Origin of the sequence: Variovorax sp. J31P207 (assembly GCF_030316965.1) — a bacterium.
GTDB classification, from domain to species: domain Bacteria; phylum Pseudomonadota; class Gammaproteobacteria; order Burkholderiales; family Burkholderiaceae_C; genus Variovorax; species Variovorax ginsengisoli_B.
Genome location: NZ_JASZYN010000014.1, coordinates 120,750 through 140,408 on the forward strand (window position 1 = coordinate 120,750; position 19,659 = coordinate 140,408).

Below are 19,659 nucleotides of genomic sequence, written 5' to 3' on the forward strand. Positions count from 1 at the left end.
GTGGCCCGCCCTGGCATACCTTCCCTTCGGGTTGCCGAGCCAAGGGGCCGTCTGCGGCGTTGCCCGCGCTTGCAAGGCGCAAGCCTTGCTGCGCACGGGCGCCTTGCATCCAGCCCCTTGGCTCGGCAACGCGATCCCCGGAAGTAGTGTGAACAGGCCCTAGAGCGATTTGGCTGCGAAAGTGTCGCAATCCTGCATGTTCCCCGACTTGAAACCGGCGCCGAACCAGCGCTGCCGCTGGGCGCTGGTGCCGTGGGTGAAGCTGTCGGGCACCACGGCGCGGCCGGCCGAGCGCTGCAGGGCGTCGTCGCCGATCTTCTGGGCCGCGTTCATGGCCGCCTCGATGTCGCCCGGGTCCAGCCACTGCTTGGACTGCTGCGAATGGTGGGCCCAGACGCCCGCCAGGCAGTCGGCCTGGAGCTCGACCCGCACGCTCAGGGCGTTGGCCTGCGCCGGGCTGACCCGGCCGCGCATCTGGTCGACCTTGGCCGTGATGCCGAGTACGTCCTGCACGTGGTGGCCGATCTCGTGCGCGATCACGTAGGCCTGCGCGAAAACGCCGGGCGCGCCGAGCTGGTTCTTGAGGGTGTCGAAGAAGCCCAGGTCGATGTAGACCTTCTGGTCGCCGGGGCAGTAGAAGGGCCCCATCGCCGACTGGCCGGTGCCGCAGGCGGTGGGCGTGGCGCCGCGGAACAGCACCAGCCGCGAGGGCGTATAGGTACCGCCGTTCTGGCGGAAGATGTCGCTCCAGACCACTTCGGTGTTCTTGAGCACGGTCGAGACGAAGGCCGCCTCGCGGTCATCGGGCGGCGGCTTGTGGGCCGGACCCTGTTGCTGCACCTGTGGCGCCGGCTCGCCGCCGCTCAACAGGCCCAGCACGGTCAGGGGGTTGATGCCAAATATCCAGCCGGCGATCAGCGCCACCGCCACCGTGCCGATGCCGATGCTGCGACCGCCAATGGGAAACCCGCCGCCGCCCCCGCCGCCGTCGCGTCGATCCTCGACGTTGTCCGATTGTTCGTTGCCTTCCCACCGCATGACTCGCTCCTCTGCCGTCCCCGGGACGGCCGTCGCAGGATGGTACGCGCTCAGCGAGCCGCCGCGTAACCGACGTTCATCACCTCGCGGGATGGCTTCTGCCGGGTCGGTGCGGCCGGCGCGGCCGCGGCCGCCGCGGCTGAGGCGGCGTAGTGGGCTTCCGCCTTTCGCACCTGCGACTGCGTGACCACGGCCATGGCGACCACCTGGACCAGCACGACCGCGGCCAGGGTCGCGATCAGCAGCAGGCGGTAGGGATGGGTCTCGCGAAGGCGCTGGAAAATCGGCATGTTCTCGTTCCTCGTGACCCCGCGGACGCCGCGTGGGATGGAAGGAGAGAATGCCGGGGCGGGCCCTCCGGCACAGGCGCCACAGCGCCCGAGACGCTGTAGGACCGCGCCGGAAGCAGACTATTCAGTGGAAGACAGAGCAAAAAACTGCTGCGCAGTTTTCTTGGTCTGTCCCGCCAGGCCTCACGCCTTGGGCAGCGTCACGCCGCGCTGGCCCTGGTACTTGCCGCCGCGGTCCTTGTAGCTGACTTCGCAGACCTCGTCGCTCTCGAAGAACAGCACCTGGGCGCAGCCTTCGCCGGCGTAGATCTTGGCCGGCAGGGGGGTGGTGTTGCTGAACTCCAGCGTCACGTAGCCTTCCCATTCGGGCTCGAAGGGCGTGACGTTGACGATGATCCCGCAGCGCGCGTAGGTGCTCTTGCCCAGGCAGATGGTCAGCACGTTGCGCGGAATGCGGAAGTATTCGACCGTGCGCGCCAGCGCGAAGCTGTTGGGCGGGATGATGCAGCTGTCGCCGTGGAAGTCGACGAAGCTCTTCTCGTCGAAGTTCTTCGGGTCGACCACGGTGCTGTGGATGTTGGTGAAGACCTTGAACTCGGGCGCGCAGCGGATGTCGTAGCCATAGCTCGAGGTGCCGTAGCTGATGATCTTGTGGCCGTCCTGCTCGCGGATCTGGCCCGGCTCGAAGGGCTCGATCATGCCGTTCTTCTCGGCCATGCGCCGGATCCACTTGTCGCTCTTGATGCTCATGTCGGGGTCCTTCCTGGGGCCGCTATTCTAGGCAGCCCGACGCGCTACCCGGCTTGCGAGATCACGGTGCGCTCGATCAGGCGGTCGTCGCCGAGCACGATCAGGGAAAAGAGCAGCTCCTCCAGGTTGTTCGCCAACCCGGTCTTGCGCGCCAGCAGGGGGGTGGCCTTGGGGTCGATCACCAGGAAGTCGGCTTCGCACCCGGGCTGCAGGTTGCCGATGACGCCGTCGAGACCGAGCGCCCGTGCCGCGCCGCCGGTATGGCGCCACCACAGCTGCGACGGCGCGATGCTCACGCCGGGCTTGGTCTGTCCCTCGCGGCCCACGTAGTAGGCCGCCAGCATGGTCGCGAAGGGGCTGAAGCTGGTGCCGCCGCCGACGTCGCTCGCCAGGCCGTAGCGATAGCCGATGCGGTCGGCGCCCTCGAAGTCGAAGAAACCGCTGCCGAGGAACAGGTTGCTGGTCGGGCTGACGGCCGAGGCGGTGCCGGTGTCACGCATCAGGCGGCGGTCGTCGTCGTCGAAATGGATGCAGTGGGCGTACACGGCGCGCTCGCGCATCAGGCCGAAGCCGGCGTAGACGTCCAGGTAGGAGCGGGCCTGCGGGAACAGTTCGCGTGCCCACTTGACCTCGTCCTTGTTCTCGGCCACGTGCGAATGGACCCAGGTGTCGGGGTACTTCGCCGCCAGTTCGCCGGCGCCGCGCAGCTGCGCATCGGTGCTGGTAGGGGCGAAGCGCGGCGTGATGGCGTAGCCCAGGCGGCCCTGGTTGTGCCAGCGGCGGATCAGCGCCTCGGTGTCGACCAGGCTCTGCTCGGTGCGGTCGCGCACGCCATCGGGCGAATGACGGTCCTGCAGCACCTTGCCGGTGATCATGCGCAGCTGCCGCCGCTCGGCGGCCTCGAAGAAGGCCTGCACCGACTGCGGGTGCGAGGTCGCGAAGGTCAGGGAGGTGGTGACGCCGTTGCGCAGCAGTTCGTCGAAGAAGACCTCGGCCACCTCGGCCGAGTGGGCCGGGTCGGCGAAGCGGCTTTCAGCCGGGAAGGTGTAGTTCTCCAGCCAGGGCAGCAGGCCGTCGGCCGGCGCCCCGATGATGTCGGTCTGCGGAAAGTGGATGTGCATGTCGACGAAGCCCGGCGCCAGGATGCGTCCCGGCCAGTGGGTGACCGCGACGCCAGGGTGGCGCGCCGCCACCTCGGCATGGGCGCCGGCGTCCTGCACCCGCTGCCGGCCCTGGGCATCGGGGCCGACCACCAGCAGGCCGTCGGTGTCGAACAGCGGTTGGCCGGCGGCGTCGAATCGCAGGAGGGAGGCTCGGTAGGCGTGCATGGCAGGGAGGGTAAGGCAGACGCGGCGGTATGCAATGTGCATGCGCATATGAAGGCTATATGTCACGAACGGGGCGCCGCCCCGCCGGCCGCCGGCCCGGCCGCCATGCACGGTCGAACATAATCCGGCACCCATGAAAGTGCTTCTCGTCGCAAACTACGAACCCGATGGCCAGAACAGCATGCTCGCCTTCCGGCGCGTGCTGGAACGCGAGCTGCCTGGCCTCGGCTGCGAGGTGCGGGTGACGGCCCCGTCGCAGCGGGTGCTGCGCTTCGCGCCCTCGGCGCGCTGGCGCAAGTGGTTCGCCTACATCGACAAGTTCGTGCTGTTCATCCCCTCGCTGGTGCGGCAGGCGCGCTGGGCCGACGTGGTGCATGTCACCGACCACTCCAACGGGATGTACATCCCCTGGGTCGACAGCCGCCCCAATGTCATCGCCTGCCACGACGTGATCGCGATCCAGGCAGCGCGCGGCATGGTCGCGGGCTGGGACGTGGGCCGCAGCGGCCGGCTGTTCCAGCGCCTCATCGTGCGGGGGCTGGCGCGCGCCGACGTGATCGCCTGCGCCTCGGACCTGACCCGGCGCGACCTGCTGGCCCTCGACGTGGCGCAGGCGTCCAAGGTGATGCTGGCGCGGCACGGCCTGAACGACGAATTCGCGCCGCTGCCGCCCGCCGAGTCACAGGCCCTGCTGGCGCGGCTGGGCCTGCGGCCGCAGGAGCCCTACCTGCTCCACGTCGGCCTCGACCTGCCGCGCAAGAACCGCCGGCGGGTGCTGGAGACCTTCATCGCGCTGCACGAGCGGGCCGCCGCGGCGTCCCGGCCGGCCCTGGTGCAGCGGCTGGTGTTCGTCGGCCCGGAGCTCGGTCCCGAGCTGGCGCAGCTGGCGCAACGGCACGGCGTCGCCGACCGGATCACCACGCTGCAGGGTCTGTCGCACGCCGAGATCCGCGCCGCCTATGCGGGCGCCACCGCCCTGCTCTTCCCCTCGCTGCAGGAAGGCTTCGGCTGGCCCGTGATCGAAGCGCAGGCCTGCGGCTGCCCGGTGTTCACGTCCGACCTCGCGCCGATGAACGAAATCGGCGGCGAGGGCGCGGTGTACGTCGACCCCGACGACCCGGTGGCCATGGCCGAGGCGATCGAGCAGGCGACGCCGCGCCTCGCCGAGCTGCGCCAGAAGGGGCTCGCCAACGCCGCCCTCTACACGCCGCGCCAGATGGCCGCCGCCAATGTGGCGGTCTACCGGATGGCGATCGAAAAGCACGAGGCGAAGCGATGAAGCGGCTGGCGGCGCTGGCGGTGGTCTTCCTGCCCTGGTCGCTCAAGCGCTGGCTGCTGCGCCGCTTCTGGGGCTACCGGATCGCGGACGGTGCGCGGATCGGGCTGTCCTACGTCTTTCCGGGCCACCTGGTGATGGAGGAAGGTGCCCGCATCGGCCACCTGAACGTCGCCATCCACCTGGAGCGGATGGAATGCGGCGCCCATTCGATCATCGAGCGCTCCAACTGGATCACCGGCCATCGGCTCGGTGGCGGGCACTTCGGCCACCGCGCCGGGCGCGACCCGGCGCTGGTGCTCGGCGCGCACGCCGCGATCACCAAGCAGCACATCATCGACTGCACCGACAAGGTCGAGATCGGCGCCTTCACGACCCTCGCCGGCTACCACTCGCAGATCATCACCCACGGCATCCACGTGGTGGACGGCCGCCAGGACTGCAAGCCGATCCGGATCGGCGCCTACTGCCTGGTCGGCACGCGCGTGATCGTGCTCGGCGGCGCCGCGCTGCCCGATCGCTCGGTGCTGGCCGCGGGTTCGGTGCTCAACAAGGCCCACGGCGAGGAGTTCGCGGTCTATGCGGGCCAGCCCGCGGTGCGGGTCAAGGGCATCGCCCCCGAGGCCGCGTACTTTCACCGGGCCCAGGGTTTCGTGGACTGAGGGCGCGGAGGCGCTTGGCCGGCCCTCTCAGGGCGCCTTGCGCGCGACCCGCCCCTGCACGCCCTCGACCAGCCAGTTCATGTGGAGGATCTGCTCGTCGTCCAGGCCCTGCCCCTTGGCGATGACGACCCGGCCCTCGTTGTCGCGCACATCGGCGGCCACGGCCTGGAAGGGCTTCAGCTTGCCTGCGGCGACATCCTGCTGGCGCGCCATGACTTCGTCCTGCACGGCCTTCGGCACCTTGGAACCGAAATCGCCGACGCGGATCATGCCTTCCTTGACGCCACCCCAGACGTTGCCGCTTTTCCAGCTGCCGTCGAGCACGGCACGGGCGCGCTGCGTGTAGTAGTCGCCCCACTGGTGCGTGACCGCGACGACCTGGGCGTCGGGCGCGACCTTGCGCATGTCGGAGTGGTAGGCGACGGCCAGCTTGCCGCGCTCCTGCGCCGCGGCCATCACGGCGGTCGAGCCGGTGTGGAAGGCGATCACGTCGACATCCTGGTTGAACAGGGCCATCGCCGCCTCGCGCTCCTTCGGCGGGTCGAACCAGACGTCCAGCCACACCACCTTGACCCGCGCCTGCGGGTTGACCGAACGCATGCCCAGCGTGAAGGCGTTGATGCCCTGCAGCACCTCGGGGATCGGGAAGCCCGCCACGTAGCCCGCGACGTTGGTCTTCGTCATGCGGCCGGCCGCGACACCGGCGAGGTAGCGGCCCTCGTAGTAGCGCGCATTGGCGGTCGCGACGTTGGGCGCCGTCTTGTAGCCGGTGATCGCTTCGAACTTCACGTCCGGAAAGTCGCGCGCCACCTTCAGCGTCGGCTCCATGTAGCCGAAGCTCGACGTGAAGATCAGCTTGTTGCCCTGCTGCGCGAGGTCGCGGATCACGCGCTCGGCATCGGCGCCTTCGGCCACGTTCTCGACGTAGCTGGTCTTGACCTTGCCGGCCAGCGCGGCCTCGACGGTCTTGCGTCCGTTCTCGTGCTGGCGCACCCAGCCGGCATCGGTGACCGGGGCGACATAGACGAAGCCGATCTTCAGCGGATCGGCCTTCGGCGCGGGTTGGGAAAAAGCTGGAAGAAAGAAACAAGCGGCCGCGAGCGCGGCTGCGAGGTTTTTATACATGGTAGTCCTCTACATGGCCCCGGAATGGAAAAGGCGCCGCGGGGCAGCGGCGCCGGTGCCCATTTTAACGGAGCCGCCGCGCCGGGCCCGGCACGGCAGAATGCAGGCACGAAGGATGGGCCCCCATGCACCGATCACCCCGATCCGCCAGCCGCCGGAAACACCTCGCATGGCGCTAGATGCAGGCCTGCCGGCCGCGGATCCGGGCGCCGAGGCCGAGCGCCAGGCGCGCGATCGCCGCCGGCTGCTGCGCTTCCTGCTGCGGCTGGGCCACCTGCTGCTCGCCACCGGGGCCGCCGCCGGCGTGGTCGAGACCAGCCTGCGGCGCGTGGCCCAGACCTACCAGGTCGAGCACTTCAACGCCCTCGCGCTGCCCACCGTGGTGTTCGTGAACTTCACCGACGAGGAGTCGCAGCAGATCGAATTCACCGCCGAGCAGGGCCTGGTGCTGCGCTTCGACCAGATCGAGGCCACCTACGAACTGGCCCGGGATGCCGAGCAGGCAGCGATCGATCCCGCCGACGGGCTCCGGCGCATCAACGACATCCTCTCGATGCGGCCGCGCCTGGGCCTGGCCTGGGGCGTGATCGGCCATGTGCTGGTGACGGTGGGCATCGCGCTGGTGCTGCGCCCCTCGATCGACGTCGTCACGGCCGCCGCCTGCTTCGGCGGCGTGGTCGGGGTGCTCAAGGTGCTGGCGCGCGACCGTGGCGTCATCACCACGCTGCTGCCCACGGTGGCCGCCTTCGTGGTGGCGCTGCTGGCGCTGCTGGCGGCGCAACACGGCTTCGCGGCCAGCCCGATCTACGTGCTGGTGGCCTCGCTGGTGACCTTCCTGCCCGGCGGCACCCTGGCCATCGCGACCATCGAACTGGCCTACGGCGACATCGTCTCGGGCGGCACCCGCTTCGTCTCCGGCCTGCTGCAGCTGGTGTTCCTGGTGCTGGGGATGCTGGCGGCGGCATCGATCGTCGGCCTGCCGCCGGACACCCTGCTCGCGCCGGTGCCCGACACCGCCGTGCGGGCCTGGGCGCCGTGGCTGGGCGTGCTGCTGTTCGGTGTCGGCCACACGCTGCACTATTCGGCCCGGCTGCGCACCCTGCCCTGGCTGCTGGCGCTGCTGTGCGTGGCCCAGGCCGGCCAGCTGGCCGGCAACGCCGTGTTCGGCGGCTACATGAGCGGGCTGTTCGCCGCGCTGCTGATCACGCCGGCCTCCTACCTGGTCCAGTACCGCCTGGGCGGGCCGCCGTCGATGGTGACCTTCACGCCGGCGCTGTGGCTGCTGGTGCCCGGCTCGCTGGGCCTCATCGGCATGGCCGAGCTGGTCGGCAACGACCGGCTCGCGGGCGTGGAGAACTTCGTCACCACGCTGCTTTCGATCGTCGCGATCGCGCTCGGCTCGGTGATCGGCACCGGGGTCTACAACGCGCTCTTCGACCCGGTGCTGCAGCGCGCCGGCACCATGGCGGACGCGATGCTGCGCTACCTGCGGCTGCGGCGCTGAGTCGTCGCCCTCAGATCAGGTCCTGGTCGTCGCTCGTCAATGCACGCCGACGTTCTCGCGCACCGCCTCGCGCATCAGGTCGGCCAGCCGGGCCACCGGCGCTTCGGGCTCGGCCTGCGCGCGGGCCATCGAGAGCGCGATCTGCGGCAGCGCCGGCAGGCCGGTGCCGGTGCGGTCGAGCACGCGCACGTGCGGCGGCAGCCCGAAGGCGGGGCGTGCCGACAGGCCGAGCCCGGCCGAGGTCGCGGCCCACAGCGCGGCCAGGCTGGCACTGGTGAAGACATGGCGCCAGGGAATGCCCGCGCGGTCAAGCACCGTGGTGACGATCTCGCGCAGTGGGCATGGCGCGTCGACCATCACCAGCGGCAGCGGCTCGCGCGACTTGCGCGGGCCGGCGCGCTGCAGCTCGGTCCACCACGTGGTGTCCAGTGCCGCGGGGGCAGCCGGTGCGATCCACTGGATCGGCAGGCGGATCAGGTGCTCGGCATGGTCCAGCGGTGCGCTGCCCGCGACTTCCCAGGTCAGGGCCAGGTCGAGCTGGCCCAGCGCCAGGCGCTCGCGCAGTTCGGCGCTGCGCGCCACGCAGGCCTCGACGCGAACCCTGGGATGCGCCCGCGCGAAACGGCCGAGCACGCCGGGCAGCAGGCTTTCGCCCAGGTCTTCCTGCAGGCCGAGCCGGACCCAGCCTTCGAGGTCGGCGCCCCGCATCGCGGCCGCGGCCTCGTCGTTGATCTCGAGCAGGCGATGGGCATAGGCCAGCAGGGTCTGGCCGGCGTCGGTCAGCTCGAGGCCGCGGCCGGCCTTGCGCAGCAGCGGCGTGCCGGCCTGGCTTTCGAGCTTCTTGAGCTGGGCACTCACCGCCGAGGTCGAGCGGCCGAGCTTGTCGGCCGCCCGGGCGTAGCTGCCGAGGGCCACGCCGGTCGAGAAGCTGCGAAGGACGTCGAGGTCGAACAACACGTGGGTCATGGTCAATCATCCCGTTTTTGTGGACGGATGGTTGATTATTTTCTGATTTTCAAAAGCTTTGCACGAGCGGACACTGCGCCGCATGATGCAAGCCCCCTCTCTCCCCGCCACCTCGTCGCACCGCTGGAAGGTGCTTGCCGCAGGCGTCGCCGCCAACGCGGCGTTCTCGGTCGCCTTCAGCGGCATCCCGATGACCGCCGTGCTGATGCGATCGGGTTACCGGCTCGACAACGCCACCCTGGGCCTGGTGCTCGGACTGATGGGCCTCGGCATCGCCGTGAGCGAACTGCCGTGGGGCCTGCTGACCGACCGCTGGGGCGACCGGCCGGTGCTGCTGACCGGCCTCGCCGCCACCGCCCTGGCGCTGCTCGCGATGGCGCTGCTGGCAGCGCCGACGCCGCAGCACGTGCCCGGTCTGGGCTGGCTCGGTGCCGGCCTGCTCGGGGTCGGCCTGCTGGGCGGCAGCGTCAACGGCGCCAGCGGCCGGGCGGTGATGGGCTGGTTCGCCGACGGCGAGCGCGGCCTGGCGATGAGCATCCGGCAGACCGCCGTGCCGCTCGGCGGCGCGGTCGGCGCCATGCTGCTGCCGGCGGTCGCATCGCGCTTCGGCTTTGCGGCGATGTACGGCGTACTGGCCGCACTGTGCGGGCTCAGCGCCCTGCTGGCCTGGGCCTGGGTGCATGAACCCGCGGCGCCGCTCGCGCCCGCTCCGGCCGCGGCGCGGGCCGCGCAGCGCCGGGACGGCCCGTTGCGCGACGCCCGCGTCTGGCGCCTCGCGGCGGGCATCGGCATCCTGTGCGCGCCGCAGTTCGCGGTGCTGTCCTTCGGCACCATCTTCCTGCACGACTTCGGCCACGCCGGGCTGGGCGTCATCGCCGCCGCGATGACGGCGATGCAGGTCGGGGCGATGGCGATGCGGGTCTGGAGCGGGCGCTGGACCGATCGCCGCCGGAACCGGCCGGCCTACCTGCGCGCCTGCAGCCTGCTAAGCATGTTGCTGTTCGCGGCACTGGCGGCGCTGGCACTGGCGGGCGACGCGGCGACCGGTGGTTCGGCTGCGCTGCGCGCGCTGCTGATCGGGCTGCTGGCCGTGAGCGGCTTGTGCGTATCGGCCTGGCACGGCGTCGCCTACACCGAGCTGGCCACCCGCGCGGGCGCGGCCCGGGCCGGCACCGCACTGGGCATGGCGAACACCAGCGTGTTCCTGGTCTGCTTCGCGACGCCTCTCTTCATCCCCCATCTGCTGGCCCTGCAGGGCTGGCCGCTGGTGTGGCTGGCGGCCGCGGCCTGCGCGGCCGCCTCCCTGCCGCTGCTCTCGGCGCCGGCGGATGCGGTTCAGGCGAAGGCGTCGAAGGCCGCGCTGAGCCGGTCGACATAGGCGCGCTTGGCCGCGGCATCGACGAAGCTGCCCTCGAAGCTGTTGGCCGCCAGCTGCCAGGCGTGCTGCGCCGTGAGCCCGGTGGCGGCGAAGGTCTCGGTGAAGTTCTGGTTCATGTAGCCGCCGAAGTAGGCCGGGTCGTCGGAGTTCACCGTGGCCACCAGGCCGCCGTCGAGCAGCGCGCGCAGGTTGTGCTGGCCGAGGTCGGGGAACACGCACAGCTTGAGGTTCGACAGCGGGCAGACGGTCAGCGGAATGCGGTCCTGGGCGAGCCGCTTCATGAGCGCGGCGTCCTTGGTGCTCTGCACGCCATGGTCGATGCGCTCGACCTTGAGCACGTCGAGCGCGCTCCAGACATAGGCCGGCGGCCCCTCCTCGCCCGCATGGGCGACCAGGTGGAAGCCGAGCTCGCGGCAGCGCGCGAACACGCGGGCGAACTTCTCGGGCGGATGGCCGAGCTCGCTCGAATCGAGGCCGACGCCGATGAAGCGGTCGCGAAACGGCAGCGCCTGCTCCAGCGTGGCGAAGGCATCCTCCTCGCTGAGGTGGCGCAGGAAGCACAGGATCAGCTCGGCATCGACGCCGAGCCTGGCCTTGGCATCGACACAGGCCCGGTGCAGGCCGTCGATCACGGTCTGCATCGCGACGCCGCGCTCGGTGTGGGTCTGCGGATCGAAGAACATCTCGGTGCGCACCACGTTGTCGGCCGCCGCCCGCTCCAGGTAGGCCCAGGCCATGTCGTAGAAGTCCTGCTCCTTCAGGAGCACGCTGGCGCCGGCGTAGTAGATGTCCAGGAAGGTCTGCAGGTTGGTGAAGGCGTAGGCGGCGCGCAGGTCCTCCACGCTGGCGTAGGGAATGGCGACGCCGTTGCGCTGCGCCAGCGCGAAGATCAGCTCGGGCTCGAGCGAGCCCTCGATGTGGATGTGCAGCTCGGCCTTCGGCATGGCGCGCAGCAGCGCGGGCAGGCGGTCGGCGGCGATGTCGCGGACGGTGCGTTTTTGGGGAATGGTCATCAGCAGACTCCGAAGGTGATGCCGCGCATTTTGAGATGGCGGCGGTAGAGGGACGAGGCCTTGTCGGCCACGGTGTGGAGTTCGGCGCGCAAGTCGAGCGGCAGCCGCTTGGGCGCCTGGGATTCGAGTACCGGCTTGTCCTGCAGGAAGATCGTGTCCTGGAAGGCGCGCACCGAGGCTGCGTCGCGCTCGAAATCGGACGTGGCGAAGCGGAACCAGACCCGGCTGCGCTCGGCATCGACCGGGCAGATCTGGAGCGCGATCGATTCGCGGTAGCCGTCGATGCCGACGCTCGAGGCCTCGGGCACCTTGGTCAGCACCGCCGCATAGGGCGCCGTGACCTCATAGCCGTATTCGACCTGCGCCGGCGCGGTCGAATGGGCCGTGGACTGAGGCTGCCAGGCCTTGCAGCCGGTCGCGCGCAGGCCGTCGGGCGTGGCTTCGACGCGGTAGTCGTCGATCACGGCCATCTCGCGCGCGCCGAGCCAGCCTTCGTGCACGAAGCCGAAGTGCGCCATGTCGAGGAAGTTCTCGACCAGGCGCGGGGCGCTGGTCTCGACGTCGTAGGGGCCGCAGCTGATCTTGCGCATGCCCGCGTCGTCCTCGGCCTCGAAGGCGGGCAGCGCTGCATCGCCCTCGCCTTCGAGCCGGACCCACACCAGGCCCTGGGCCTCGACCGCGGCATGCGTCGCGGCGCGGTGCGTGGCCGGCGGCACGAAGTCCGGCAGCGCCGGCACGTGGATGCAACGGCCGCCGGGTTCGAAGCGCCAGCCGTGGTAGGGGCACTCGAGCGCCGCTCCGCCATCGCAGGTGACGACGCGACCGAGCGAGAGCTGCGCGCCGCGATGCGGGCAGCGGTCGGCCCAGGCGTGGACGGCACCGGCGCCATCGCGCCACAGCACCAGCTTGTCGCCGAGCAGTCGCACGGCCACGGGCGCCGCTGCGACTTCATCGGCCAGCACGACCGGGTGCCAGAGTTGTCTTTCGATCATCGTGGTCTCAAATGAAAAAGGGTTGCCCGAGGACAACCCTTCCGACCGGAAATCCGGTTCGTCGCCTTACTTCTTGTCGCCGCCCGGCACCTTGCCTTCGACGCCCTTGACGTAGAAGTTGACGCCGCTCAGGAACTTGTCGTCGGCCACGGCACCGGCAGCCACCACTTCCTTGCCGTCCTGGTCGACGATCGGGCCCTTCCAGATCGAGAAGCTGCCGTCTTTCAGGCCCTTCTTGACTTCCTCGACCTTGGCCTTGGCCTCGGCCGGCACGTCCTCGGCGATCGACACCAGGTCGATCGCGCCTTCCTTGACGCCCCACCAGGTCTGGCCGGTGGTCCACTTGCCGTCCAGCATGTCCTGGGTGGCCTTGGTGTAGTACGGCGTCCAGTTGATGACGGCCGAGGCCAGGTGGGCCTTCGGGCCGTAGGCGGTCATGTCGGAGTCCCAGCCGAAGGCGCGCTTGCCCTTTTCCTGGGCGGTCTTGAGCACGGCCGGCGAGTCGGTGTTCTGGAACAGCACGTCGGCGCCGCCGTTGATCAGCGCGGTGGCGGCTTCGGTTTCCTTGGGCGGGCTGAACCATTCGTTGACCCACACCACCTTGGTCGAGATCTTCGGGTTGACCGACTGGGCGCCCAGCGTGAAGCTGTTGATGTTGCGCAGCACCTCGGGGATCGGCACCGAGCCGACCACGCCCAGCGTGTTGCTCTTGGTCATCGAGCCGGCGATCACGCCGGCCATGTAGGCGCCTTCGTAGGTGCGGCTGTCGTAGGTGCGCATGTTCTCGGCCGTCTTGTAGCCGGTGGCATGCTCGAACTTGACTTCCTTGTTGTCGGCCGCGACCTTGAGCATCGGCTCCATGTAGCCGAAGGTGGTGCCGAAGATCAGCTTGTTGCCCTGGCTCACCATGTCGCGGAACACGCGCTCGGCATCGGCGCTCTCGGGCACGCTCTCGACGAAGGTGGTCTTGATCTTGTCGCCGAATTCCTTCTCGATCGCCTTGCGGGCGTTGTCGTGCGCGAACGACCAGCCGCCGTCGCCGACCGGGCCGACATAGGCGAAAGCGATGTTCAGCGGGGCCGCCGGCGCGGGGGCCGCGGCGGTCGGTGCCGGCGCCGCGGGTGCCGCGGCGGGGGCTGCTGCTTCTTCCTTCTTGCCGCAGCCGATGAGGGCGGCCGACGCCACTGCGGTCAGAGCAGCCAGCTTGAGCAGGGAACGCTTGTTCAGATCATTCATTGTTCGAAATCCTCGAAGGACGGGTTGGCGGAGAAACAAAAGGAAACGTGATTATGAGCCGGGGTAGAAGGGTTTCCCAATCGAAGCCGGCATGTTGACGCGGATAAATGCGGGGTTGCGCGAGATCAATGCCAGCACCACGATCGGTGCGATATAGGTCAGCATGCTGAGGAACTGGCTCGGGATGTTGACCCCGGTGCTCTGCAGGTGGAAGCCCAGCATCGACACCCCGCCGAACAGGTAGGCGCCGAGCAGCACCCGCACCGGGCGCCAGGTCGCGAAGGTGGTGAGCGCGAGCGCGATCCAGCCGCGTCCGGCCACCATGCCCTCGACCCACAGCGGCGTGTAGACGGTCGACAGGTAGGCGCCCGCCAGCCCGCACAGCGCGCCGCCGGCGATCACCGCCAGGAAGCGGATGCGCCGCACCGGATAGCCCAGCGCGTGCGAGGACTCGGGCGACTCGCCGACCGAGCGCAGCACCAGTCCGGCGCGCGTGCGGTAGAGGAACCAGATCAGGCCGATGGTCAGCAGCACCGCGAAATAGACCATCGGGTGATGGCGGAACAGCGCCGGCCCCACCAGCGGGATGTCGCCCAGCACCGGCAGCGCGTAGGAAACGCTCTCGGGCAGCTTGGCCTGGACGAAGTTGATGCCCGCGAAGGCCGAGAAACCGACCCCGAACAGGCTCAGCGCCAGCCCGGTGGCGTACTGGTTGGTGTTGAGCCAGATCACCAGCACGCCGAAGAAGGCGGCCAGCAGCGCCCCGGCCACCATGCCGGCCAGGAAGCCGAGCCAGGTGTTGTGCGTGACCACCACGGTGGCGAAGCCGGCGATCGCGGCGCACAGCATCATGCCCTCGGCGCCGAGGTTGACGATGCCGGCCTTTTCGTTGATCAGCAGGCCCAGGGCGGCGATGGCCAGGACCGTGCCGGCGCTGAGCGTGGAGCCGAGGAGCAGTGCGTAGGATTCCATCATGCGGCTCCTTCGGTGGGACGGGCGACGGGGGCCGTCAGGGGTGTACTCGCTTGAAGCGAACCGGTCCCGGAGGTCGAGGCGATCACCTTGACCGCCGCCTTGCGCCGGATCCGGTAGGCGATCAGCGTGTCGCAGGCCAGCAGCGTGAACAGCAGCAGGCCCTGGAACACGCCGGTCAGCGACTTGGGCAGGCCGAGCCGCGACTGGGCCAGCTCGCCGCCGATGTAGAACATGCTCATGAGGATCGCCGAGAAGATCATGCCGACCGGGTGCAGCCGGCCGACGAAGGCCACGATGATCGCGGCGAAGCCGTAGCCGGCGGGAACGTAGGGCGTGAGCTGGCCGATCGGGCCCGCCACTTCGAGCGCGCCCGCCAGGCCGGCCGCGCCGCCCGAGGTCAGCAGCGCGATCCAGACCGCGCGCCGGGCCGAGAAGCCCGCGTAGCGCGCGGCCGCCGGCGCCAGCCCGCCGACCTGCTGGGCGAAGCCGGCCCGGGTGCGGAACAGGAACACCCACAGCGCCGCCGAGCCGGCCAGCGCGATCAGCAGGCCGATGCTGACGCGCGAGCCCTTCAGCAGCCGCGGGATCTGGGTCACGGCCTCGAAGGTCTTGGTCTGCGGGAAGTTGTAGCCCTGCGGGTCCTTCCACGGGCCATAGACCATGTAGCCCAGCAGCAGCACCGCGACGTAGACCAGCATCAGGCTCACCAGGATCTCGTTGGCGTTGAACTTGTCGCGCAGGAAGGCCACGATGCCGGCCCAGACCATGCCGCCCAGGATGCCGGCGACCAGGATCGCGGCCACGATCCACGACCCGGTCTGCTTGTCGGCCAGCAGCGCGACGCCGCCGGCGCAGATCGCGCCGAACACGAACTGCCCTTCGGCGCCGATGTTCCAGACATTGGAGCGGAAGCACACGGCCAGGCCGAGCGCGATGATCAGCAGCGGCGTCGCCTTGACCATCAGCTCGCCCAGCGCATAGCTGCTCTTGATCGGCTCCCAGAAGAAGACCGCGAGGCCCTTGACCGGGTCCTTGCCGAGCAGGGCGAACAGCACCATGCCGATCAGCACGGTGATCAGCAGCGCCAGGATCGGCGAGCCATAGCTCCAGAAACGCGAGAGCTGCGGGCGGGGTTCGAGCTTAAGCATGGGCCACCTCCGTGGCTGCCTTGGCAGCATGTGGCGAAGCGTCCCAGAGGCCGCTCATCCATTCTCCGATCTGCGGCACCGTGGCGGCGGCGCGATCGATCGAGGGCGAGAGGCGGCCCTTGGCGATGACGTGCAGGCGGTCGCAGATCTCGAACAGCTCGTCGAGCTCCTCGCTGACCACCAGCACCGCGCAGCCGGCGTCGCGCAGCGCCAGGATCTCGCCGCGGATCAGCGCCGCGGCGCCGACGTCCACGCCCCAGGTCGGCTGCGAGACGATGAAGATCTTCGGGTCGGCGTCGATCTCGCGCCCGACGATGAATTTCTGCAGGTTGCCGCCCGACAGCGAGCGTGCCGCCGCGTTCGGCCCGCCGGCCTTGACGTTGAAGCGCTGGATGATCTTGGCGGCGTGCTGCTGCAGCGCGCCGGTCCGGATCCAGCCGCCCTTGCCGACCGCGTTGCTGCGGGTGAGCAGCATGTTCTGCGCCAGCCCCAGGGTCGGCACGGCGCCGCGGCCCAGCCGCTCCTCGGGCACGAAGTGCAGCCCCAGCGCACGGCGCCGGCGCGGCCTGAAGTGGGCCGCCGGCTGACCGAAGACCTCGATCATGCGGGCCTCGGCCCGCGTGTCCTCGCCCGACAGTGCGTAGAGCAGTTCCTTCTGGCCGTTGCCCGAGACGCCGGCGATGCCCACCACCTCGCCGGCGCGGACGTCCAGCGAGATGCCGTCCAGGTCGACGCCGAACTGGTCCTCGCGCGCCAGGCTCAGGCCCTTGACCTGCATCGCCACCGCGCCCGCATGGATCGGCCGGTGCGTGAGCGGCGGCGGCTCGGCGCCGATCATCAGCCGCGACAGCGATTCGTTCGATTCGTTCTGCGGATTGCACACCCCCGTGACCTTGCCGCCGCGCAGCACGGTGCAGGCCGTGCACAGCTCGCGGATCTCGTGCAGCTTGTGGCTGATGTAGAGGATGCTGCAGCCTTCGGAGGCCAGCTTCTTGAGCACCACGAACAGCTTCTGCACCGCCTGCGGCGTCAGCACCGAGGTCGGCTCGTCGAGGATCAGCAGCTTGGGGTCGGTCAGCAGCGCGCGAATGATCTCGACCCGCTGCATCTCGCCGACCGACAGCGTGTGGACCGGCCGCGCCGGGTCGATGTCCAGCCCGTATTCGGCCGCCTTGGCCTGGACCCGACGCGCCACCTCGGCCAGCGCCAGGCTCTTGTCCAGCCCGAGCCAGACGTTCTCGGCCACGGTCAGGGTGTCGAACAGGGAGAAATGCTGGAACACCATGCTGATGCCCAGCGCCCGCGCCTCCTGCGGGTTGCGCACGTTGACCGGCTGGCCATTGAACATCACGCTGCCCTCGTCGGGCTTGACCGAGCCGTAGATGATCTTCATCAGCGTGGATTTGCCAGCGCCGTTCTCGCCGAGGACCGCGTGGGTTTCGCCGGGCGCCACCGTCAGCGAAACGTCGCTGTTGGCGACCACCGCGGGGTAGCGCTTGGTGATGTGCGCGAGCTGGAGTCTGTGGATTGTCATGCCTGTGCCTGGCCGTTGGGTTTTAGGGACGCATTGTCGTCAGTGTCCGCCGATATAGATGAACTTGAACAGGAAAACGCCGCCGATCAGCCACACCATCCAGTGGACCTTGCGGGCCTGGCCGGTGAACAGCTTCAGCACCGCGTAGGTGATGAAGCCGAACGCCAGGCCGTTGGCGATCGAATAGGTGAAGGGCATGACCAGCGCGGTGACCGCCGCCGGAATCACTTCGGTCGTGTCTTCCCAGTCGAGTTCGGTCAGTTCCCTAAGCATCAAACAGGCCACGAAGAACAGGGCCGGTGCCGTGGCATAGGCCGGCACCGCGCCGGCCAGCGGCGAAATCACCAGCGCGGCCAGGAACAGCACCGACACCGTCAGCGCCGTGAGCCCGGTGCGGCCGCCGGCCTGGACGCCGGCCGCGCTCTCCACGTAGGCGGTGGTGCTGGACGTGCCCAGGAGCGAGCCGGCGAAGATCGCGCCGCTGTCGGCCAGCAGCGCCTTGTTGAGGCGGTCCATCTTGCCCGGCACCAGCAGGCCGGCGCGGCGGGCGACGCCCATCAGGGTGCCGGTGGCGTCGAACAGCTCGACCAGGAAGAACACCAGGATCACGTTGAGGATGCCGCCCGTCAGCGCCGCCTTGATGTCCAGCTGCAGGAAGGTCGGCGCGATCGACGGCGGCGGCGCGAAGATGCCGTGGAAGACGTTGCCGCCGAAGAAGAAGGACAGCACCGTCACCGCGATGATGCCGATCAGGATCGCGCCCGGCACCTTGAGCCGGTCGAGCACCACGATCAGGAAGAAGCCCAGCGTGGCCAGCACCACCTCGGGCGTGTGCAGGTCGCCGAGCGTGACGTAGGTCGCCTTGGAGGGCGCCACGATGCCGGCGCTCTTGAGCGCGATGATCGCCAGGAACAGCCCGATGCCGACCGTGATGGCGACCCGGATCGAATGCGGGATGCCGCGGATGATCAGCTCGCGCAGCTTGAACACCGTCACCAGCAGGAACAGGCAGCCCGAGACGAACACCGCGCCCAGCGCCGCCTGCCAGGTGAAGCCCATCTGGCCGACCACCACGTAGGCGAAGTAGGCGTTCAGGCCCATACCGGGCGCCAGCGCGATCGGGTAGTTGGCGTAGAGCGCCATGATGGCGGTGCCGAGCGCCGCGATCAGGCAGGTGGCGACGAAGACCGCGTCCTTCGGCATGCCCGCGTCGCCGAGGATCGACGGGTTGACGAAGATGATGTAGGCCATCGTCAGGAAAGTCGTGAGGCCCGCCACCAGTTCGGTGCGCACCGTGGTGTTGTGCTCCCTGAGCTTGAAGAGCCTTTCGGCCCAGCCGCTGGCGGCGGGGCGTGGCGTGGTGGCGTGCCCGGTGGGCACCGTGTCTGTCCGGTTCATCGCATTTGTCTCCGTCTCGTTTCTTTGGGCTCGTGGCGTTCCTGTCCGTATCGCGACGCCGGCGCGAAATTCTTGTGCGGTCTAGTCGGGACCGGCCGCGGCGGGCGGCGGCCGCAGCGACGCCGCCACCGCCTTGGTGCGCTCGCGCAGCCAGCGCGCCGAACTCGAGGAATGGGTGCGCTCGTGCCACAGCTGGTAGTACATGAGGCGCGGCAGCGGCACCGGGCAATCGAGGATCGCGACCGGCAGCCGGCCGACGAAGCGCTCGCAGTACTGGCGGCCGGTGGTCAGCACCAGCAGGCTCGAGGCCACCATGTCGGGGATCAGCCCGAAGTGGGCGCAGCGCGCCATGATGTTGCGCTGCCGGCCCATCTCGTCGAGCATCTGGTCGATGATCCCCCGGGCACCCGGATGCGTCGGCGTCGGCGCGATGTGCTCGGCCGCGAGCCAGCTCTCCAGGTCCCAGCCGCGCCGCACCGCCGGATGGTCCTTGTTGACCATCGAGACGATCTCGTCGCCGAACAGCCGCGCCATGTGCAGGTCTTCAGGCGGCTTGAGCCAGTTGCCGACCACCACGTCGACCTGGCCGAGCGAGAGGTGCGCGTGGTAGTCCGAATCGGACGACAGCGGATGGATCTCGATGTGGCACAGGGGCGCCTGGCTCTTGATCTGCGCCACCAGCAGCGGCAGGAACTGCGGGTCCATGTAGTCGCTGGCGGCGATCCGGAAGGTGGTGGCGGCAGTCTGCGGATCGAAGCCGCGGGCGTCGCTGAACAGCACCTCGGCCGAGCGCAGGATGGCGGCCGCCGGCTCGATCATCCGCAGCCCGGCGTCGGTCGGCACCATGCCCGAGCCCGAGCGCACCAGCAGCGGATCGCCCGAGAGTTCGCGCAGCCGCTTGAGGGCGGCGGAAACGGCGGGCTGGTACATCCCCAATCGGATGGCGGCTCGCGAGACGCTGCGGTCGGTCAGCACGGTGTGTAGAACCCTGATGAGATGAAGATCGATCTTGTCGAGAAGCGCCTGGTCTCTCATGACTGCCCGCC

18 protein-coding genes are annotated in these 19,659 nt (G+C 69.4%); 4 read left to right on the plus strand and 14 right to left on the minus strand.

Features of this window, described 5'->3' with window-relative positions; all coding sequences use genetic code 11:
* Positions 1 to 159 precede the first annotated feature (159 nt).
* The 4 genes from ypfJ to guaD form a co-directional block, all read right to left on the minus strand.
* Entirely contained in the window at positions 160 to 1,038 is an 879-nt protein-coding gene (gene ypfJ / locus QTI68_RS32840) for a KPN_02809 family neutral zinc metallopeptidase (RefSeq protein WP_286527721.1), read from the minus strand.
* A 50-nt stretch (positions 1,039 to 1,088) separates the two neighbouring features.
* Complete coding sequence (locus QTI68_RS32845) at positions 1,089 to 1,328, minus strand: hypothetical protein (protein ID WP_286527725.1); 240 nt, start codon at positions 1,326 to 1,328, stop codon at positions 1,089 to 1,091.
* Positions 1,329 to 1,511: 183 nt separating this feature from the next.
* Positions 1,512 to 2,078: a dCTP deaminase gene (gene dcd, locus QTI68_RS32850; RefSeq protein ID WP_286371529.1), complete on the minus strand. Its 567-nt coding sequence runs from the start codon at positions 2,076 to 2,078 to the stop codon at positions 1,512 to 1,514.
* A 44-nt stretch (positions 2,079 to 2,122) separates the two neighbouring features.
* Positions 2,123 to 3,406, minus strand: a complete 1,284-nt coding sequence (guaD, locus tag QTI68_RS32855; protein ID WP_286527727.1) for a guanine deaminase — start codon at positions 3,404 to 3,406, stop codon at positions 2,123 to 2,125.
* Between the two features lie 133 nt (positions 3,407 to 3,539).
* On the opposite strand from guaD, the gene QTI68_RS32860 reads away from it, so the two are divergent.
* Both QTI68_RS32860 and QTI68_RS32865 read left to right on the plus strand, forming a co-directional pair.
* Entirely contained in the window at positions 3,540 to 4,685 is a 1,146-nt protein-coding gene (locus QTI68_RS32860) for a glycosyltransferase family 4 protein (protein ID WP_286527729.1), read from the plus strand.
* Positions 4,682 to 5,344, plus strand: coding sequence for an acyltransferase (locus tag QTI68_RS32865; protein ID WP_286527732.1), 663 nt, complete (start codon positions 4,682 to 4,684; stop codon positions 5,342 to 5,344). Before QTI68_RS32860 ends, QTI68_RS32865 begins: the two co-directional genes overlap by 4 nt.
* 27 nt (positions 5,345 to 5,371) lie before the next feature.
* Here QTI68_RS32865 and QTI68_RS32870 read toward each other — a convergent pair whose 3' ends face one another.
* On the minus strand, positions 5,372 to 6,469 hold the full coding sequence (locus QTI68_RS32870) for a BMP family ABC transporter substrate-binding protein (RefSeq protein WP_286527733.1): 1,098 nt from the start codon (positions 6,467 to 6,469) through the stop codon (positions 5,372 to 5,374).
* 169 nt (positions 6,470 to 6,638) lie between these two features.
* On the opposite strand from QTI68_RS32870, the gene QTI68_RS32875 reads away from it, so the two are divergent.
* Entirely contained in the window at positions 6,639 to 7,973 is a 1,335-nt protein-coding gene (locus tag QTI68_RS32875) for a threonine/serine exporter family protein (RefSeq protein ID WP_286527734.1), read from the plus strand.
* Between the two features lie 36 nt (positions 7,974 to 8,009).
* On the opposite strand, the gene QTI68_RS32880 is transcribed toward QTI68_RS32875, so the two are convergent.
* On the minus strand, positions 8,010 to 8,939 hold the full coding sequence (locus QTI68_RS32880) for a LysR substrate-binding domain-containing protein (RefSeq protein WP_286527736.1): 930 nt from the start codon (positions 8,937 to 8,939) through the stop codon (positions 8,010 to 8,012).
* Between the two features lie 82 nt (positions 8,940 to 9,021).
* On the opposite strand from QTI68_RS32880, the gene QTI68_RS32885 reads away from it, so the two are divergent.
* Positions 9,022 to 10,317 (plus strand): MFS transporter, encoded by a 1,296-nt coding sequence (locus tag QTI68_RS32885; protein ID WP_286527738.1) that lies wholly within the window; start codon positions 9,022 to 9,024, stop codon positions 10,315 to 10,317.
* Here QTI68_RS32885 and QTI68_RS32890 read toward each other — a convergent pair.
* The 8 genes from QTI68_RS32890 to QTI68_RS32925 all read right to left on the minus strand — a co-directional run bounded on the left by QTI68_RS32890 (position 10,275) and on the right by QTI68_RS32925 (position 19,648).
* A complete protein-coding gene (locus QTI68_RS32890; protein ID WP_286527740.1) occupies positions 10,275 to 11,330 on the minus strand; it encodes an adenosine deaminase in 1,056 nt (351 codons plus the stop codon). The genes QTI68_RS32885 and QTI68_RS32890 overlap by 43 nt on opposite strands.
* The gene (locus tag QTI68_RS32895; RefSeq protein ID WP_286527742.1) at positions 11,330 to 12,322 is read right to left on the minus strand and encodes a Rieske 2Fe-2S domain-containing protein; all 993 of its coding nucleotides are present in this window, start codon (positions 12,320 to 12,322) and stop codon (positions 11,330 to 11,332) included. Before QTI68_RS32895 ends, QTI68_RS32890 begins: the two co-directional genes overlap by 1 nt.
* A gap of 66 nt (positions 12,323 to 12,388) precedes the next feature.
* Positions 12,389 to 13,558, minus strand: a complete 1,170-nt coding sequence (locus QTI68_RS32900) for a BMP family ABC transporter substrate-binding protein (RefSeq protein ID WP_286527745.1) — start codon at positions 13,556 to 13,558, stop codon at positions 12,389 to 12,391.
* 51 nt (positions 13,559 to 13,609) lie between these two features.
* Positions 13,610 to 14,530, minus strand: a complete 921-nt coding sequence (locus QTI68_RS32905) for an ABC transporter permease (RefSeq protein WP_286527746.1) — start codon at positions 14,528 to 14,530, stop codon at positions 13,610 to 13,612.
* The gene (locus QTI68_RS32910; RefSeq protein WP_286527748.1) at positions 14,530 to 15,681 is read right to left on the minus strand and encodes an ABC transporter permease; all 1,152 of its coding nucleotides are present in this window, start codon (positions 15,679 to 15,681) and stop codon (positions 14,530 to 14,532) included. Before QTI68_RS32910 ends, QTI68_RS32905 begins: the two co-directional genes overlap by 1 nt.
* Positions 15,674 to 17,215 carry an ABC transporter ATP-binding protein gene (locus QTI68_RS32915; protein WP_286527751.1) on the minus strand — a complete coding sequence of 514 codons (1,542 nt, stop codon included), beginning with the start codon at positions 17,213 to 17,215 and terminating at the stop codon, positions 15,674 to 15,676. Before QTI68_RS32915 ends, QTI68_RS32910 begins: the two co-directional genes overlap by 8 nt.
* 39 nt (positions 17,216 to 17,254) lie before the next feature.
* Positions 17,255 to 18,613, minus strand: a complete 1,359-nt coding sequence (locus QTI68_RS32920; protein ID WP_286527753.1) for an NCS2 family permease — start codon at positions 18,611 to 18,613, stop codon at positions 17,255 to 17,257.
* An 81-nt stretch (positions 18,614 to 18,694) separates the two neighbouring features.
* On the minus strand, positions 18,695 to 19,648 hold the full coding sequence (locus QTI68_RS32925) for a LysR family transcriptional regulator (RefSeq protein WP_286527754.1): 954 nt from the start codon (positions 19,646 to 19,648) through the stop codon (positions 18,695 to 18,697).
* Positions 19,649 to 19,659: the final 11 nt, after the last annotated feature.

What these genes read in the sequence shown, in the direction of transcription:
- ypfJ (WP_286527721.1), bottom strand. Translation starts at nt 1,038, where the DNA reads ATGCGGTGGGAAGGCAACGAACAATCGGACAACGTCGAGGATCGACGC.
- QTI68_RS32845 (WP_286527725.1), bottom strand. Translation starts at nt 1,328, where the DNA reads ATGCCGATTTTCCAGCGCCTTCGCGAGACCCATCCCTACCGCCTGCTG.
- dcd (WP_286371529.1), bottom strand. Translation starts at nt 2,078, where the DNA reads ATGAGCATCAAGAGCGACAAGTGGATCCGGCGCATGGCCGAGAAGAAC.
- guaD (WP_286527727.1), bottom strand. Translation starts at nt 3,406, where the DNA reads ATGCACGCCTACCGAGCCTCCCTCCTGCGATTCGACGCCGCCGGCCAA.
- QTI68_RS32860 (WP_286527729.1), top strand. Translation starts at nt 3,540, where the DNA reads ATGAAAGTGCTTCTCGTCGCAAACTACGAACCCGATGGCCAGAACAGC.
- QTI68_RS32865 (WP_286527732.1), top strand. Translation starts at nt 4,682, where the DNA reads ATGAAGCGGCTGGCGGCGCTGGCGGTGGTCTTCCTGCCCTGGTCGCTC.
- QTI68_RS32870 (WP_286527733.1), bottom strand. Translation starts at nt 6,469, where the DNA reads ATGTATAAAAACCTCGCAGCCGCGCTCGCGGCCGCTTGTTTCTTTCTT.
- QTI68_RS32875 (WP_286527734.1), top strand. Translation starts at nt 6,639, where the DNA reads ATGGCGCTAGATGCAGGCCTGCCGGCCGCGGATCCGGGCGCCGAGGCC.
- QTI68_RS32880 (WP_286527736.1), bottom strand. Translation starts at nt 8,939, where the DNA reads ATGACCCACGTGTTGTTCGACCTCGACGTCCTTCGCAGCTTCTCGACC.
- QTI68_RS32885 (WP_286527738.1), top strand. Translation starts at nt 9,022, where the DNA reads ATGATGCAAGCCCCCTCTCTCCCCGCCACCTCGTCGCACCGCTGGAAG.
- QTI68_RS32890 (WP_286527740.1), bottom strand. Translation starts at nt 11,330, where the DNA reads ATGACCATTCCCCAAAAACGCACCGTCCGCGACATCGCCGCCGACCGC.
- QTI68_RS32895 (WP_286527742.1), bottom strand. Translation starts at nt 12,322, where the DNA reads ATGATCGAAAGACAACTCTGGCACCCGGTCGTGCTGGCCGATGAAGTC.
- QTI68_RS32900 (WP_286527745.1), bottom strand. Translation starts at nt 13,558, where the DNA reads ATGAATGATCTGAACAAGCGTTCCCTGCTCAAGCTGGCTGCTCTGACC.
- QTI68_RS32905 (WP_286527746.1), bottom strand. Translation starts at nt 14,530, where the DNA reads ATGGAATCCTACGCACTGCTCCTCGGCTCCACGCTCAGCGCCGGCACG.
- QTI68_RS32910 (WP_286527748.1), bottom strand. Translation starts at nt 15,681, where the DNA reads ATGCTTAAGCTCGAACCCCGCCCGCAGCTCTCGCGTTTCTGGAGCTAT.
- QTI68_RS32915 (WP_286527751.1), bottom strand. Translation starts at nt 17,215, where the DNA reads ATGACAATCCACAGACTCCAGCTCGCGCACATCACCAAGCGCTACCCC.
- QTI68_RS32920 (WP_286527753.1), bottom strand. Translation starts at nt 18,613, where the DNA reads ATGAACCGGACAGACACGGTGCCCACCGGGCACGCCACCACGCCACGC.
- QTI68_RS32925 (WP_286527754.1), bottom strand. Translation starts at nt 19,648, where the DNA reads ATGAGAGACCAGGCGCTTCTCGACAAGATCGATCTTCATCTCATCAGG.